General features: G+C 60.6%; 11 protein-coding genes. 8 read left to right on the top strand and 3 right to left on the bottom strand.

The features are described 5' to 3' along the window. Positions 1 to 29: 29 nt before the first annotated feature. Positions 30 to 749 (bottom strand): GntR family transcriptional regulator, encoded by a 720-nt coding sequence (locus G9X67_RS02190; protein WP_138388954.1) that lies wholly within the window; start codon positions 747 to 749, stop codon positions 30 to 32. A gap of 143 nt (positions 750 to 892) precedes the next feature. Here G9X67_RS02190 and araD point away from each other — a divergent pair, with 143 nt between their 5' ends. The 7 genes from araD (at position 893) to G9X67_RS02225 (ending at position 9,900) form a co-directional block, all read left to right on the top strand. Further along, entirely contained in the window at positions 893 to 2,629 is a 1,737-nt protein-coding gene (gene araD / locus G9X67_RS02195; protein ID WP_171597922.1) for an L-arabinonate dehydratase, read from the top strand. A gap of 9 nt (positions 2,630 to 2,638) precedes the next feature. Next, complete coding sequence (locus G9X67_RS02200; protein ID WP_171597923.1) at positions 2,639 to 3,829, top strand: mandelate racemase/muconate lactonizing enzyme family protein; 1,191 nt, start codon at positions 2,639 to 2,641, stop codon at positions 3,827 to 3,829. Positions 3,830 to 3,849: 20 nt separating this feature from the next. Further along, positions 3,850 to 4,560 carry a ribonuclease activity regulator RraA gene (locus G9X67_RS02205; RefSeq protein WP_138333031.1) on the top strand — a complete coding sequence of 237 codons (711 nt, stop codon included), beginning with the start codon at positions 3,850 to 3,852 and terminating at the stop codon, positions 4,558 to 4,560. Between the two features lie 60 nt (positions 4,561 to 4,620). Then, positions 4,621 to 6,138, top strand: coding sequence for an aldehyde dehydrogenase (NADP(+)) (locus G9X67_RS02210; RefSeq protein ID WP_171597924.1), 1,518 nt, complete (start codon positions 4,621 to 4,623; stop codon positions 6,136 to 6,138). A gap of 17 nt (positions 6,139 to 6,155) precedes the next feature. After that, positions 6,156 to 7,061 carry a 5-dehydro-4-deoxyglucarate dehydratase gene (locus G9X67_RS02215; RefSeq protein ID WP_024321445.1) on the top strand — a complete coding sequence of 302 codons (906 nt, stop codon included), beginning with the start codon at positions 6,156 to 6,158 and terminating at the stop codon, positions 7,059 to 7,061. A 186-nt stretch (positions 7,062 to 7,247) separates the two neighbouring features. Beyond that, positions 7,248 to 8,768, top strand: a complete 1,521-nt coding sequence (locus tag G9X67_RS02220) for an ABC transporter substrate-binding protein (RefSeq protein ID WP_012755645.1) — start codon at positions 7,248 to 7,250, stop codon at positions 8,766 to 8,768. Between the two features lie 70 nt (positions 8,769 to 8,838). Then, complete coding sequence (locus tag G9X67_RS02225; protein WP_138333027.1) at positions 8,839 to 9,900, top strand: Ldh family oxidoreductase; 1,062 nt, start codon at positions 8,839 to 8,841, stop codon at positions 9,898 to 9,900. 59 nt (positions 9,901 to 9,959) lie between these two features. On the opposite strand, the gene G9X67_RS02230 is transcribed toward G9X67_RS02225, so the two are convergent. After that, complete coding sequence (locus tag G9X67_RS02230) at positions 9,960 to 11,726, bottom strand: SLC13 family permease (RefSeq protein WP_171597925.1); 1,767 nt, start codon at positions 11,724 to 11,726, stop codon at positions 9,960 to 9,962. A 177-nt stretch (positions 11,727 to 11,903) separates the two neighbouring features. Here G9X67_RS02230 and ligD point away from each other — a divergent pair, with 177 nt between their 5' ends. Further along, positions 11,904 to 14,549 (top strand): DNA ligase D, encoded by a 2,646-nt coding sequence (gene ligD, locus G9X67_RS02235; RefSeq protein WP_171597926.1) that lies wholly within the window; start codon positions 11,904 to 11,906, stop codon positions 14,547 to 14,549. Positions 14,550 to 14,894: 345 nt separating this feature from the next. Here the strand turns inward: ligD and G9X67_RS02240 are convergent, their stop codons facing one another. After that, the gene (locus G9X67_RS02240) at positions 14,895 to 15,449 is read right to left on the bottom strand and encodes an isoprenylcysteine carboxylmethyltransferase family protein (RefSeq protein WP_171597927.1); all 555 of its coding nucleotides are present in this window, start codon (positions 15,447 to 15,449) and stop codon (positions 14,895 to 14,897) included. Positions 15,450 to 15,610: the final 161 nt, after the last annotated feature.

Raw genomic sequence — 15,610 nt, forward strand, 5'->3', positions numbered from 1 at the left:
CCCCGACTGAAACCCGCGACGCGGCAGGTTCAGACGAAGTAATCCGGGAACTCCTTCCTGAGCTCTTCGACTTTTGCGACGGTCTGGCTGAGATGCTCACGGATCGCGTCGACGGCACCCTGTTCGTCGCGGGCGGCAATTGCGTCGATGATGGCGTGGTGACCCTCGAGGATGCTCATGATCTTGCCCTTTTCGGGCAGATGCAGACGACGAATGCGCTCGAGATGGCCGGACCGCTCGCGAACCAGCTGATGCAGGCTGCTGCGCTTGGCGCCTGCGAACAATGTCTGGTGAAAGAGCTCGTCGAGCTCCTGGAAGATCGCGATCTGATCGGCGTCGTCGGCGACCGCCGACTGCATTTTGATGATCGAGCGGGCGCGGGTGATGACGCTTGGATCCGGATCCGGATCGGTCGCGAGGCGGCGGCAGACTTCCGATTCCAGCGCGACGCGAAGGAAATGCGCCTCGTAAATTTGCAGCACGTCGATCCTGGTCACCACAGTGCGGGACTGCGGATAAATGCGAACCAGACCCTCCTGTTTGAGAAGCTGCAATGCGTCACGAATGGGAGTCTGGCTGACTTCATAAGTCTCGGTGAGCTCGGTGCGCGACAGAGTGGTGTCCGGCGGCAGCTGAATGGTGATGATCCGCTTTCGCAGATCATCATAGACCCGCTGGACCGTACTGCCGGCGACGACCGGAAAGCCGGGCGCAGTCAGGCCAAATGTGGAGGCGAACTGGGAATTCATGTGAGGCGTCCTTTTCGATTCCATTCATAGCTTTGCACGACCTAATGCACAAGAATGCAAACTTTCCATTGATATATATGTCAAACTAAAATATCAGTTGGTGCAAACGCTGAGATAAGCAAGCGAAAAGGTGGGAGAAAGCCGTGACCGCGAAGAAAACCTACGAGCAATTGCGGTCCGCCCGATGGATGCTGCCGGATGATCAGCGCTCGTTCGGCCACCGGTCGCGGACCATGCAGATGGGTTACGCGCCGGAGGATTGGCAGGGGAAGCCGATCATTGCCGTGATCAACACCTGGTCCGATGCGCAGCCGTGCCACATGCATTTCCGTGAACGCGCCGAATGGGTGAAGCGCGGAATTCTTCAGTCGGGCGGGTTCCCCATGGAACTGCCTGCTCTTTCCCTTTCCGAAAACTTCGTCAAGCCGACCACGATGCTCTATCGCAATATGCTGGCGATGGAGACCGAGGAACTGCTGCGGAGCCATCCTGTCGATGGCGCCGTTCTGATGGGTGGCTGCGACAAGACGACACCGGGCCTGGTCATGGGCGCAGTCAGCATGGGCATTCCCTTCGTCTATCTCCCTGCCGGCCCGATGCTGCGCGGCAACTATGCCGGCAAGACGCTAGGCTCCGGTACCGACGGCTTCAAATACTGGGACGAGCGGCGTGCCGGCACGATCACCCAGGAGGAGTGGCAGGGCATAGAAGGCGGGATCGCCCGCAGTTACGGCCATTGCATGACCATGGGCACGGCGTCGACGATGACGGCGATCGCCGAGGCTATGGGGTTGACGCTGCCGGGCGCATCCTCGATCCCCGCGGCCGACGCCAACCATCAGCGCATGTCGGCGGCCTGTGGCCGCCGCATCGTCGACATGGTGTGGGAGGATCTGACGCCGGATCAGATCATCACTCCGGCGGCCGTCGACAACGCGGTCACGGTCGCCATGGCGACCGGCTGCTCCACCAATGCCATCATTCACCTGATTGCCATGGCCCGCCGCGCCGGTGTCCCGTTGGAGCTCGATGATCTCGATCGCATCGGTCGCACGACGCCGGTTCTCGCCAACATCCGGCCTTCTGGTTCGACCTATCTGATGGAGGATTTCTTTTATGCAGGGGGCCTGCGCGCCCTGATGAAGCAGCTCGGCGACAAACTGGATCCCACCGCGATTACCGTGACGGGAAAACCCTTGTTGGATGGTCTCGACCAGGTGAAGATCTACAATGACGACGTTATCCGGCCATTGTCGAACCCGGTCTATCACGAAGGTTCGCTGGCCGTGCTCAAGGGGAACCTCTGTCCCGATGGCGCGGTTATCAAACCAGCGGCCTGCGACCCGAAATTCCATCGCCATTGCGGCCCGGCGCTGGTCGCCGACAGTTATGCGGAGATGAAGAAGATCATCGATGATCCCGACTATCCATTAACGCCGGACACGGTTCTCGTGCTCCGCAACGCCGGCCCCCAGGGTGGGCCGGGCATGCCGGAATGGGGCATGATCCCGATGCCGAAGGCGCTGTTGAAGCTCGGCTTGCGCGACATGGTACGCATCTCGGACGCCCGCATGTCCGGAACCAGTTTCGGTGCCTGCGTGCTGCATGTCGCACCGGAATCTTATGTTGGCGGGCCTCTGGCGCTGCTGAGAACAGGGGACATGGTCGAGCTTAATATTCCGGCACGCAGCCTCAATATGCTGGTTTCCGAAGAAGAGATCACAGCGCGGCGGGCCGCCTGGGTGGCGCCGACGCGGCATTACGAGCGCGGTTACGGCTTCATGTTCTCCGGCCATATCGAGCAGGCCGACAAAGGCTGCGACTTTGATTTCCTGACCACGGAATTCGGTGGCAAGACGCCGGAACCGGCAATCAACTGAGGCACCACGATGTTTGATCCCGATCGACGTACGATTCCCGCACAGCCTCCGAAGGCTGGCTTCGCTGCCGGTCCGTCCAAGCTGGACGCTATCCGATCGGTCACCCTGTCGCTCGTTTACCTGCCGTTGGCGCGGCCGATCAGCGATGCCAAGGTGTTGACGGGCCGGCAGAAGCCGCTGACGCAGGTGGCCTTTCTGTTTTGCGAGATCGTCTCCGAGGCTGGCCATAATGGGCTCGGTTTCAGTTACTCGAAGCGGGCAGGCGGACCTGCCCTTTATGCACATGCCTGCGAGCTTGCCGACAACCTGATTGGCGAAGATCCCAACGATACCGCGCGCATTTGGGACAAGCTCTGCTGGGCCGGGGCCTCGGTCGGCCGCTCCGGCATTGCAACCCAGGCAATCGCCGCCATCGACATCTGCCTCTGGGACCTGAAGGCGAAACGCGCCGGCCTGCCGCTCGCAAAACTGCTTGGCGCCCATCGCGACAGTGTCGCCTGCTACAACACCTCCGGCGGCTTCCTGTCATCGACTGTCGAGGAAATCCGCGATGCCATCGATCACTCGATCGCCTCCGGTATCGGCGGCATCAAGATCAAGGTCGGGCAGCCGGACCCGATGATCGACCTTCGCCGGCTCGATGCGGTGACCAGCCATATCGATGGCCGTGTCCCGCTGATGGTCGATGCAAACCAGCAATGGGACCGCACCACGGCCTTGCGTTTCGGCCGGCTGGTCGAACCGCTCAACCTCGAATGGATCGAAGAGCCGCTCGATGCCTATGACGCCGAGGGCCATGCGGCGCTGGCGCGCGAACTTGCCACGCCGATCGCCACCGGCGAAATGCTGGCAAGCGCCGACGAGCACATGGCGCTGATCCAGGCCGATGCGGTCGACTTCATTCAGCCGGATGCGCCGCGTGTCGGCGGCATCACACCCTTTTTGCGCATCTGCACACACGCCGAGGCGAAACGCATGCGCCTGGCGCCGCATTTCGCCATGGAAATCCATCTGCACCTGGCGGCTGCCTATGCGCATGAGCCGTGGGTAGAGCATTTCGATTGGCTGGCGCCGCTGTTCAACGAACAACTCGAAATCAAGGACGGCCGGATGATCGTGCCGGCTCGTCCGGGGCTTGGTTGCAGCCTGGCGGGCAAAGCCCGCGACTGGACCGTGGAAACCCGCAGTTTCGGCGTCTGAATGAGAACGAGGAGAGAAACATGAACCCCGCAACCCGTGAAAAGCTGATGGGTGTCTCCGTCGCGACGCTCTGTTCAGCGCTGTTCAAGCGTGGCCTGAGAAACCAGACGGTCCAGGATGTTCGGCCGGTGCAGCCGAAGGGCCGCAATATGGTCGGACCGGCCTTTACGCTGCGCTACATGCCGGCGCGCGAGGACCGCAATGCAATGAACGTCTTTCGGAACCCGAAACATCCGCAACGGCTTGCTATCGAGACGTGCCCGGAAGGCTCTGTTATGGTGATGGACAGCCGCAAGGATCCGCGTGCAGCCTCTGCCGGCGACATCCTGATTACCCGCCTGATGATGCGCGGCGGCGCCGGCGTCGTCACCGATGGCGGCTTCCGGGACGCCATGACGATCGGCGGCCTCGATATCCCCGCCTATCACCATCGTCCCTCCAGCCCGACGAACCTGACGCTGCATGAGGCAATCGACATCAATGTGCCGATAGGCTGTGGCGATGTGGCGGTCTTCCCGGGCGACATCATGGTTGGCGACGATGACAGCGTGATCGTCATCCCTGCGGAGATTGCCGACGAGATCGCCGATGAAGCGGTGGAGATGACCGCTTACGAGGATTTCGTGACGGAACGCGTCAAGCAAGGTCACACGATCATTGGCCTCTACCCGGCCACCGACGAAAGCAATCTGACGCTTTTTGCCGAATGGCGGAAGGTGAATGGCCGCTAAGGCGGCGCATCTTGAACAACGGAATCAGGACGGAGCAAGGCTCCGCCGAGGAGAATAACAATGAGCTGGACCCCTTCAGGCAAGCATTTCATCGCCGGCGAATGGATTGCCGGAACGACGACATTTCGGTCAGAGCCGGCGCATGGGCAGGCACGTGACTTCGCTGTCGGCACAACGGAACTGGTCGACCGCGCCTGCCGCGCCGCCGAAGCTGCTTTTGCAGCATTTTCGGCAACGACACGCGAGGAGCGCGCCACTTTCCTCGAGGCAATCGCCGAGGAGATCGACAAGCGCGGCGAGGCCGTCACCCTCATCGGAACGCAGGAAACCGGGCTTCCGGAGGGCCGGCTCAACGGCGAACGCGCTCGCACCACCGGCCAACTCAGACTGTTTGCCGACCATATCCGCAAGGGCGCGCATCTCGACGCTCGGATCGATGCGGCCCAACCCGATCGGCAGCCGGCGCCGCGGCCCGAGATCCGTCTGGTGCAGCGGCCGATCGGCCCGGTCGCCGTCTTCGGCGCTTCGAATTTTCCGCTGGCATTCTCGACGGCCGGCGGCGATACGGCAGCCGCGCTTGCCGCGGGCTGCCCGGTCGTGGTGAAGGGACATTCAGCCCATCCCGGCACAGGTGAGATCATTGCCGAGGCGATTGCAGCCGCTATCGAGCGCACCGGAATGCCGGCCGGCGTCTTCAGCCTGATCCAGGGTGGCCGTCGTGATGTCGGAACGGCGCTGGTGACGCATCCGGCCATCAAAGCCGTTGGCTTTACCGGCTCGCTTGCCGGCGGAAGGGCGCTCTTCGACCTTTGCGCCCAGCGCCCTGAGCCGATCCCCTTTTTCGGGGAACTCGGCAGCGTTAATCCGATGTTCCTGCTGCCGGCCGCCACCGCTGCCCGGGCAGAGGCGATCGGTTCAGGCTGGGCCGGTTCCCTGACGCTTGGTGCCGGCCAGTTCTGCACCAAACCCGGTATCGCCGTCGTCGTCGACGGGCCGGAGGCAGACAAGTTCACCAGTGCCGCCAAGGCGGCTCTTGAAAAGGTGGCGCCGCAGACGATGCTGACCAAAGGCATCGCCACGGCCTATCACGAAGGTGTCGAGCGCATGCGGGCAAGCAATGCCGTCGCGCCGGTTCTCGCGGCACAGAGCGACGGCCGCGAAGCAACGCCAAACCTGTTCGAGACCAACGGCTCGGCCTGGCTTGCCGATCACTCGCTCAGCGAAGAAGTATTCGGTCCTCTCGGCCTCGTCGTGCGCGTCGGCTCACCTGAAAAGTTGCTCACCCTTGCCGAAAGCTTTCAGGGACAGCTGACTGCAACGATCCATATGGACGACGCCGATCTGGGCCTTGCCCGCGACCTGCTGCCAATCCTCGAACGGAAGGCGGGCAGAGTGCTGGTCAACGGCTTCCCAACCGGCGTCGAGGTTGTCGATTCCATGGTGCATGGCGGACCCTACCCGGCCTCGACCAACTTCGGCGCGACCAGCGTCGGGACCATGTCGATCCGCAGGTTTTTGCGCCCCGTTGCCTACCAGAATTTCCCCGCCGACCTGTTGCCGCAAGACCTGCGCAACTGAAACCGAGGAGTGCCAAATTGATTGCCCCGACGGAACTTCGCGAGATCATTCGCAACGGCCTGCTGTCTTTTCCCGTCACTCCTTTCGATGCCGAGGACCGGTTTGCCGCCAAGCCGTTTTCAGCGCATCTGGAATGGCTGTCATCCTACCCCGTTGCCGGCCTGATCGTTGCCGGCGGCACCGGTGAGCTGTTCTCGCTGACGCCGGGTGAGGTGGTTGAGGTGGTAAAGGCCGCCCGCGCCGTGTCCGGCGATGCACCTGTTATTGCCGGATGCGGCTACGGCACGCGTATTGCCTGCGACATGGCGCGCGAGATCGAGGCGGCCGGTGGCGACGGCATTCTTCTGCTGCCGCATTACCTGACCGAGGCGCCGGCAGATGGCATTGCCGCGCGTGTACGGGCCGTTTGCAAGGCCACCAATATGGGCGTTATCGTTTATAATCGTGGCCAGGCGCGGGTTTCGGCCGAGCAGCTTGCTCAGCTTGCCGACGAATGCCCGAATCTGATCGGCTTCAAGGATGGAACCGGTGACATCGATACGGTGCGCCGTGTCACGATCGCGCTCGGCGACCGCCTTTCCTATATCGGCGGCATGCCGACACACGAACTGTTTGCCCAGGCCTATCGCGGAGCCGGCATGCCGACCTATTCCTCCGCAGTCTTCAATTTCGTGCCTGAAACGGCATTGAAATTCCACAAGGCATTCCTTGCCGGTGACGACGCAGCCTGTGAACAGATGCTGCGCGATTTCTACTATCCCTTTGCCCGTATTCGCGATCGCAAAGCCGGTTATGCGGTATCCGCGGTCAAGGCAGGCGTGCGCTTGCGCGGCTTTGAGGCGGGACCGGTGCGGGCGCCGCTGACGGATCTCACCGACGAGGAAGTCGAGATGATGCGCGAACTGATTGCCTCGGCCCGGTAAAAATGAAGGGTTCCGGACACGGTTGAGGGCTCCATGCTTCGGAGCGCCTGAGTTGAAGGCCGTCGTTAACTAGTATATTAGTGCACTTGTGCTTTGTAAAACCATGAGGAGATGGATGCCGGAGCACCGGAAACGGGACGCAGATTCACTGTGAGGAGCGCCAAAGGCGCATGGGAGGAGAACGAAATGAAACTGCATTTGTTAGCTGCCTGCTTTTCAACAACGGTGCTCGCGCTGAGCGGCGGTACGGCGCACGCTCAGGATGCCAAGAGCAACGTCACTGTTGTGCTTGCCGAAACCGTCGATGTCGTCGAACCCTGTATGGCAGCGCGCCAGGACGTCGGCCGGGTCATTTCCGAAAACGTCAACGAGATGCTGGTGGAATTCGACTACGTCAATGGCGGCCTCAAGCCCCGCCTGGCGACGGAATGGTCGAAGATCGATGACGACACCTGGGAGTTTAAGCTGCGTCCGAATGTCAAATGGCACGATGGCAAGCCGTTCACCGCCAAGGATGTCCAATTCACCATCGAGCGCAACAAGAATAAGAAGCTCAGCTGTGAGACCGGCGGCAAATATTTCGGCGGCACGGAGTTCAGCTTCGAAACGCCCGATGCCAACACGATCCGGATTACGACAAAACCGGCGCAGCCGATTCTTCCGCTTCTGATGACGGTGATGGCTGTGGAATCGGCCGAGGCGACACCAGCCGACGAATTCACCCGCAAGCCGATTGGCACCGGCCCTTATACGTTCGACAAATGGGAAATCGGCCAGTCAATCGTGCTGAAACGCAATCCGGAATATTGGGGGGAGAAACCCCAGGTGGAACAGGCGACCTATCTGTTCCGCTCCGACAGCGCCGTTGCTGCCGCCATGGTCGATGCCGGCGAAGCCGATATCGTTCCGGCGGTATCCGTACAGGATGCCACCAACAAGGAAACCGATTTCGCCTACCCGAATTCGGAGACGACATCGCTGCGCATCGATACGCGCGCAGCACCCCTTAACGACCGGCGCATCCGCGAAGCGATGAACCTCGCTATCGATCGTCAGGCGATGCTCGGAACGTTGTTCCCCGAACAGGCGAAGATCGCGACACAGCTCGTCGTGCCGACCACGATCGGCTACAATGCCGATATCCCCGCTTGGCCCTATGATCCCGAAAAAGCAAAGGAACTGGTCGCAGCAGCGAAAGCGGACGGCGTCCCGGTCGATCGTGAGATCCGCATCATCGGTCGCAATGGGCAATATCCCAATGCCACCGAAGCGATGGAAGCGATGATGGCGATGCTTCAGGAAGTCGGCTTGAACGTAAAGCTCGACATGTATGACGTGTCCGTGTGGAACGGCTACTTCGTTGCACCCTTTGTCGCCGATTCTGGTCCGACGCTGACCCAATCGCAGCACGACAACGCGACCGGCGACCCCGTCTTCACCGCATTCGTGAAATACGCGACCGACGGTTCCCACTCCATGGTTCGCGATCCCGCCGTCGACGCGCTGATCGCCAAGGCGACGTCTGCCACCGGCGACGAGCGCACAAAACTCTGGAAGGAGCTTTTCGCCAAGGTGAACACCGAAATCATCGCCGACATCCCGATGTTTCACATGGTCGGTTTCACCCGCGTCTCGCCGCGTCTCGACTTCAAGCCGACGATCGCGACGAATTCCGAACTGCAGCTGTCGCAGATCCGCTTCAAGTAAGCCGGTATGCTGCACTTAACCACGGGCCGCCGCGAACAGCGGCCCGTGCTTTCCATGACGTGAGGGAGAAATGCCGATGCCCCTGATTGACCGCATTGCCCTGACTCAATTCGCAAAGCAGATATTGACCCGCGCCGGCATGGAGGCCGACAAGGCCGAAACGACTGCCACCGTCCTGGTGGAAGGCGACATGATCGGCCACGAAACCCATGGCGTCAGTCTTTTGAACTGGTATGTCGAGGCGTTGGAAGACGGCTCGCTGGCAAAGTCCGGCAGCTATGAGGTCGTCAATGACCGCGGCGCAGCCTTTGTTTGGGACGGCAAATCCCTGCCGGGCGCATGGCTGCTGACAAAGGCGATCGAGCAGGCCTGCGAACGGGTCGGCGATCATGGCGTCGTCACCGCCGCGATCCGCAACTGCCACCATACCTGCGCGCTTTCAGCCTTCATGCGGCAGGTGACCGAACGGGGCCTCATCGTACAGCTGTCTGTCTCGCATCCCGCGGCGAGCCGCGTTGCGCCCTATGGCGGCACGAAGCCGCTCCTGACACCCAATCCGATGGCTGCCGGCTTCCCGACGTCTAAGGATCCGATCCTGATCGACGTCTCGGCCTCGATCACCACCACGACCATGACGCAAAACCTGGCGAAGGCCGGCAAGAAATTTCCTGAGGCCTGGGCTTTCACCGCCGCAGGCGAGCCGACCGATGATCCGCGCGAGGTGACGGAACGGGGCGGGACAATGATGCCTCTTGGCGGTCAGCTGAAGGGACACAAGGGTTTTGGGCTCGGGCTGATCGTCGAATTGCTGGGGCAGGGGCTTTCCGGCAAAGGACGGGCCAACACGCCGTCCGGTGTGTTTTCGCAAAGCGCTTTCCTTCAGGTCATCGATCCCGCCTTTTTCGCCGGGCTGGACGCCTTTACGGCGCAGTCTGATTTTCTCGCCGCTGCATGCCGCAGCAATCCTCCGGCGCCCTGGAACAATGGCCCCGTTCGCATGCCGGGCGACAATGCGGCGCGAAGGCGCCGCGCGGCGTTGGAAGAGGGCGTGCCGGTCGGCGATGCAACTTGGGCGAAGCTTTGCAAACATGCCGAGATCCTAGGCTTGCCTATTCCCGACGTCGCCGCGTGAGGAACACATCTGCTTCAAACCTTCTTGTCGGTCGCCGCAATGCCCGGTGTCAGTTGTAATCAAATCGGCCAAACCAGCAATAGGATCGGCACACTGACGATCACCACAATGAGCGAGAGCGGCAGACCCAGTCGGGCGTAGTCACCAAATCGATATCCGCCCGGTCCCATCACGAGCGTGTTGCATTGGTGTCCGATGGGCGTGAGGAAGTCGCAGCCGGCTCCAATTGCCACCGCCATCAGAAAGGCATCGGGCCTGAAGCCCAGCTTCTCGGCAAAGGTCGCGGCGATCGGGGCCATGACCAGAACCGTCGCTGCGTTGTTCAAAAACGGGGTTACGGCCATGGCCGCAACCAGGATCAGAGCCAAGGCACCGAAGGGCGGGAGCATTTCGGCGGTTCGCGAGAGGAGGTCCGCGATGATGTCGGTGGTTCCTGTGGTCCTGAGCGAGTCGCTGATCGGAATGAGAGCGGCCAGCATGATCAGAATGGGCGCATCGAGATGCTGATAAACTTCCCGCAAAGGAACGGATCCGGTGACCACCATCAGAAAAGCGGCGGCGAAAAACGCTGTCGCGACGGGAATGCCCCCGAAAGCTGTCGCCCCCATCGTTGCCATCAGGATAATGACGGGGATCATGCCATTGCGGGCGTTGCCGAGCTTCATATCTCGTTCGACCAGCGGCAAACATCCCCATTCGCGTAGAAGATCCGGTAGTTTCTGCAAGTCGCCCTGTAAGACCACGACGTCGCCATTGCGGATCTTGATCTCGCCCAGGCGCTCGGTGAAGCGCCTGTCGCGGCGGCTGACGGCAAGAAGGTTGAGCCCGGTATTGTGGAAGAGAGAAACGTCTTTTGCGCTGACGCCGATCAATCGGGAATGTTCGCCAACGATAGCTTCAACAGAACTGATGTCTTGGCGTGTCTCAGGCTCGTGTTTACGGTCGGACAGTTGAAGCTTGGCTTCACTGACGATCTTGTCGAGGGCGCTCTGCTCCCCCTCTATAATAAGAAGGTCGCCATCCTTAAGCACCGTGTCGGGAAGGGGCGTTCGTCTTTGGCCGTTGCCACCGATAATCGCAGTCACCATCGCATCGCCGCCCGCCGGCTTCTGTAGCCAGCTGACGGACCGCCCGATTGCCCCTGATGGCGTGGTGACCTTGGCCTCGGTCGTGTAGTTTTTGATCGCCACCGCCTCATCCATCGACGTTTCGACCCGTGATCTTTCAGGCAGCAGCTTGTAGAACAGCGCCAGAAAGACACCGCCGGCGACCGAGAGCGCCAGGCCGACAGGCGTATAGTCAAACATCATGAACGGCTGCCCGGTGATCTCCTCGCGCACCCGGGAAACGATGATGTTTGGCGATGTGCCGATCTGCGTCATAAGCCCTCCGAGCAGAGAGGCGAAAGACATCGGCATCAGGAACATCGACGGTGATACGCGTGATTTCCGGGCCATTTGCACAGCGACCGGGATCATGATCGCCAGCGCACCAATGTTTTTAATGAAAGCCGACAGGGCTGCGACAATGGCAACCAGAATGATCAGCTGCATCCGTGGCCCGCGTCGTTCGGGAGAAAATCTGCGCAAGGCGACATCCATAATCCCCGATCTGGATATCGCCGCACTGACGATGAGCGCGCTGCCAACGATGATAACAATGTCATCGGAAAAGCCGGAAAAAGCATTTTTGGCAGGGACGATGCCGACAATGATTGCAGCGAGAAGGGAGCTTACGGCGACTATATCGTATCGATAACGCCCCCACAGGAACGCGCCCATCATCAGCGCGATGATGAGAAGAGAAAGCCATTGATCAGCGCGCATGTTTGCATCCCGGTGGTGGCAATTAACGTTTCAAGCAAGAGAACGATGCGACAAGGTGGTGAAATTTTTTCTCGTCTATCCCAGCCGTTTTGTCCGCTGACGGCTGGAGGAGTACTCTGATGGAACTTCCAGCCGCCAGGCGGCATTTCGCTGTCGGGGTTGCTTTCGGGAACGACCATGGCCAGTGACAAACTATCGACCTATCGGTCGAAGCGCGACTTTAAAAAAACGGATGAGCCAAGCGGCGAAAAACGCCTCGCGCGCAGCAATCGCCGTCGCTTCGTGATCCAGAAACATGATGCCACCCGGCTGCACTACGATCTGCGGCTCGAGTTGGATGGCGTCTTCAAATCCTGGGCGGTCACCAAAGGCCCGTCTCACGACCCGCACGACAAGCGGCTGGCAGTTGAGGTCGAGGATCATCCGCTCGACTATGGCGACTTCGAAGGCACTATTCCTAAAGGTCAGTATGGCGGCGGGACGGTCATGCTCTGGGATCGGGGCTATTGGGAACCGGAAGGAAATAAGAGCCCCGAGCAGGCACTCGCCAAGGGTGACTTCAAGTTCACCTTGGAAGGCAAACGCCTGCACGGCAGCTTCGTGCTGGTGCGCATGCGCAATGATCGCAACGGCGGCAACCGGACAAATTGGCTGCTCATCAAACACCATGATGAGTTCTCCGTCGAAAACAATGGCGAAGCGATCCTCGAGGAGAACAACACCTCTGTCGCCTCCGGCCGAACCATGGAGATGATTGCCGCCGGCAAGGGACGAAAGCCCAAGCCTTTCATGATCGAGGATGGCGACGTTCAGGCTGATGCCGTCTGGGACAGCAACCACGGACTGGCTGCCGAAGAGCGAAAAGAGAACGTCGGAGGCGGTCGGAAATCGAAACCAGTCACAAAGGTCGATCTGCCGGATTTCATTGCGCCGCAGCTCTGCCGGACACTGGAACGCCCTCCGGCCGGCACCGGCTGGCTTCACGAGATCAAGTTCGACGGTTACCGGATCCAGATGCGAGTGCTGGATAGCGAGGCGACTCTGAAGACCAGGAAAGGGCTCGACTGGACGGCAAAATATCCCGAGATCGCCGAGGCGGCATCGACGCTGCCCGATGCGATCATCGACGGCGAGATCTGCGCCCTGGACGATAATGGCGTTCCTGATTTCGCTGCCCTGCAGGCGGCCCTTTCGGAAGGCAAGACCGGCGAGCTCGTCTATTTCGCCTTCGATCTTCTCTATGAGGGTGGCGAGGACTTGCGATCTCTGCCGCTCATCGAGCGCAAGACGCGGCTTCAAAGCCTTCTCTCCGACGCCGGCAATGATCCGCGCATCCGCTTCGTCGAGCATTTCGACACCGGCGGTGACGCAGTTCTCCGGTCTGCCTGCAAACTCTCACTGGAAGGCATCGTCTCGAAAGAGGCGGATGCACCCTATCAATCCGGCCGTACCGAAAGCTGGGCGAAGTCGAAATGCCGCGCCGGCCACGAGGTGGTGATCGGCGCTTATGCCAAGACCAACGGGAAGTTCCGATCCCTGCTGGTCGGCGTCTATCACGGTGACCACTTCGTCTATGTCGGCCGCGTCGGTACGGGATATGGCGTAAAGAAAGTGGAAACGCTGCTGCCGAAGTTGAAAGCGCTCGAGACGGCAAAATCACCATTCACCGGCATTGGTGCGCCGAAGAAGGAGGCCGAGGTCACCTGGCTGAAGCCCGAGCTCGTGGCGGAAATCGAATTCGCGGGCTGGACCGCCGACGGCATTGTCCGGCAGGCGGCCTTCAAGGGACTGCGGGAAGACAAGCCGGCCAAAGAGGTCAAGGCCGAACGGCCGGCAAAGCCCTCGCAAACTGACGTGCCGCAGCCGGCGGTGGAGGCGAAGGCCAAACCCGTCCGCCGAAAAAGCGCCAAGGCCGAGGTCATGGGGGTGCTGATCTCCAACCCGGACAAGCCGCTATGGCCGGATGCCAATGACCGCAAACCCGTCACCAAGGAGGAACTGGCCCGCTATTACGAAGCCGTCGGCTCCTGGCTGATCGAGCACATCAAGGGACGGCCATGTTCGATCATCCGTACGCCCGACGGGATCGGCGGCGAGCAGTTTTTTCAGCGTCATGCGATGCCCGGCACCTCGAACCTTCTCGAACTGGTCAAGGTCTTCGGCGATAAAAAGCCCTACCTGCAAATCGACCGGGTCGAAGGCTTGGCTGCCGTCGCGCAGATCGGCGCCGTCGAGCTGCATCCCTGGAATTGCGAACCGCGTCAGCCTGAGGTGCCCGGCCGGCTCGTCTTCGACCTTGATCCAGGTCCGGACGTGCCATTCTCCGCGGTCGTTTCGGCAGCCCGCGAAATGCGGGACCGTCTCGACGCGCTGGGTCTGATCAGCTTTTGCAAGACGACTGGCGGCAAGGGTCTGCACGTCGTCACTCCGCTTGCGGTCAACAAGCGCAAGCCGCTTTCGTGGGCCGAAGCGAAGGGTTTTGCGCACGGTGTCTGCCAGCAGATGGCGCGCGACAATCCCGATCTCTATCTCATCAAGATGACGAAGAGCCTGCGGAACGGCCGGATCTTCCTCGACTATCTGCGCAATGACCGCATGGCGACGGCGGTTGCACCTTTGTCGCCGCGCGCCCGATCGGGAGCCACCGTCTCAATGCCGCTCAGCTGGACGCAGGTCAAATCAGATCTGGACCCCAAGCGCTTCACCATCCGCACCGTTCCTGCGCTTCTGGCGAAATCGTCGGCCTGGGAAGACTATTGCGACGGCCAACGGCCACTGGAACAGGCGATCAAGCGGCTTGCCAAGGCTCGGGTGACGGCTTGATTGAGGGGCTTACCGCGGACCGGTTCGAGGTGATAGTTAGCCCAAACCGGAATTGCTTTGGGAGTTCGGGTCCCGCCCGGCGATCCACCGTGGCGACAGCCGGGCCAGGCGTCGGATTAATGCCGTGGTGTTGAAGTTGGATTTGTTGCAGGCAACGACACTCGCCTGGCCACGATCGACAGTTTCCGTGGAGCAGTCCGAAAAGTCCATCGGTCGGAGGCTTTCGACGCTGATTGCTGTATCGCATCGTCGAGAGGTCAGTCGCCTATCGGGCCGCTGCCTCGTGGTACTACTTCATCGCGTCTGACGCGGTTCCACCATGCGTACCCTCCCTCGGAGGCGGGTTTACCGCCAATCGAACCACGGTGTCAGCAAGCCCGTCTTGCGCCGATAGGCTTCATATTCGGATGCCAGCGGTGATAGGGAGAACTTCCTCTCCTCATTGCGGGCTGCAATCACGTAGACAACCGTAAAAAATAAGACCGGCAGGATCGACCATATCGACCAAGATGCCAGCGCCCACCCCGACCAGAAGAGCAGGTAGGACGTGTAAAAAGGGTGCCGCAGGTAGCGATAGGGACCGTCGGTGACAAGACTATCTGGATGATCGAGGGTGAACACAAAGCGCAACCTGGCCTCTCGCGACGCCGACACCGCCCACCAGAACAAGCCCGCCGACCCGATTTCAAATCCCAGTCCTACTACCTGTACCCATAGCATCTGCGTCTCGGACCAAACCAGGTACAGGAAAAACGCCGTCGTCGCGATGACGCCGACGGTGATCAGCTTTGCTCCGGCTTCCATCTTCGGTGAGTTGAAGTGGCCTCGCAACGACCACGCGTAGGACCCGACGATAATCAGGCTGGTGATCGAAATAATGAAGTCCAGAAGAAATTGCATCTCGATACCCAGCTTGAAAGGTTGGTTACAATTGCTGCTGCGACAGACCTAACCCGTATAAAACGCCAAGGCAAATGATTGATGTATGATACGTAACCGCACCGAAACGTGTCGTGATTGCACGGCCTGGTTTAGATCTGGTTTACGATGATCATGCACCT

This window comes from Rhizobium sp. WYCCWR 11152 (assembly GCF_013087615.1).
GTDB classification, from domain to species: domain Bacteria; phylum Pseudomonadota; class Alphaproteobacteria; order Rhizobiales; family Rhizobiaceae; genus Rhizobium; species Rhizobium indicum.

Excerpts from the sequence above, each read along its gene's own strand:
- G9X67_RS02240 (WP_171597927.1), bottom strand. The coding sequence starts at position 15,449 with ATGCAATTTCTTCTGGACTTCATTATTTCGATCACCAGCCTGATTATC.
- G9X67_RS02205 (WP_138333031.1), top strand. The coding sequence starts at position 3,850 with ATGAACCCCGCAACCCGTGAAAAGCTGATGGGTGTCTCCGTCGCGACG.
- G9X67_RS02230 (WP_171597925.1), bottom strand. The coding sequence starts at position 11,726 with ATGCGCGCTGATCAATGGCTTTCTCTTCTCATCATCGCGCTGATGATG.
- G9X67_RS02225 (WP_138333027.1), top strand. The coding sequence starts at position 8,839 with ATGCCGATGCCCCTGATTGACCGCATTGCCCTGACTCAATTCGCAAAG.
- G9X67_RS02220 (WP_012755645.1), top strand. The coding sequence starts at position 7,248 with ATGAAACTGCATTTGTTAGCTGCCTGCTTTTCAACAACGGTGCTCGCG.
- ligD (WP_171597926.1), top strand. The coding sequence starts at position 11,904 with ATGGCCAGTGACAAACTATCGACCTATCGGTCGAAGCGCGACTTTAAA.
- G9X67_RS02200 (WP_171597923.1), top strand. The coding sequence starts at position 2,639 with ATGTTTGATCCCGATCGACGTACGATTCCCGCACAGCCTCCGAAGGCT.
- G9X67_RS02210 (WP_171597924.1), top strand. The coding sequence starts at position 4,621 with ATGAGCTGGACCCCTTCAGGCAAGCATTTCATCGCCGGCGAATGGATT.
- G9X67_RS02190 (WP_138388954.1), bottom strand. The coding sequence starts at position 749 with ATGAATTCCCAGTTCGCCTCCACATTTGGCCTGACTGCGCCCGGCTTT.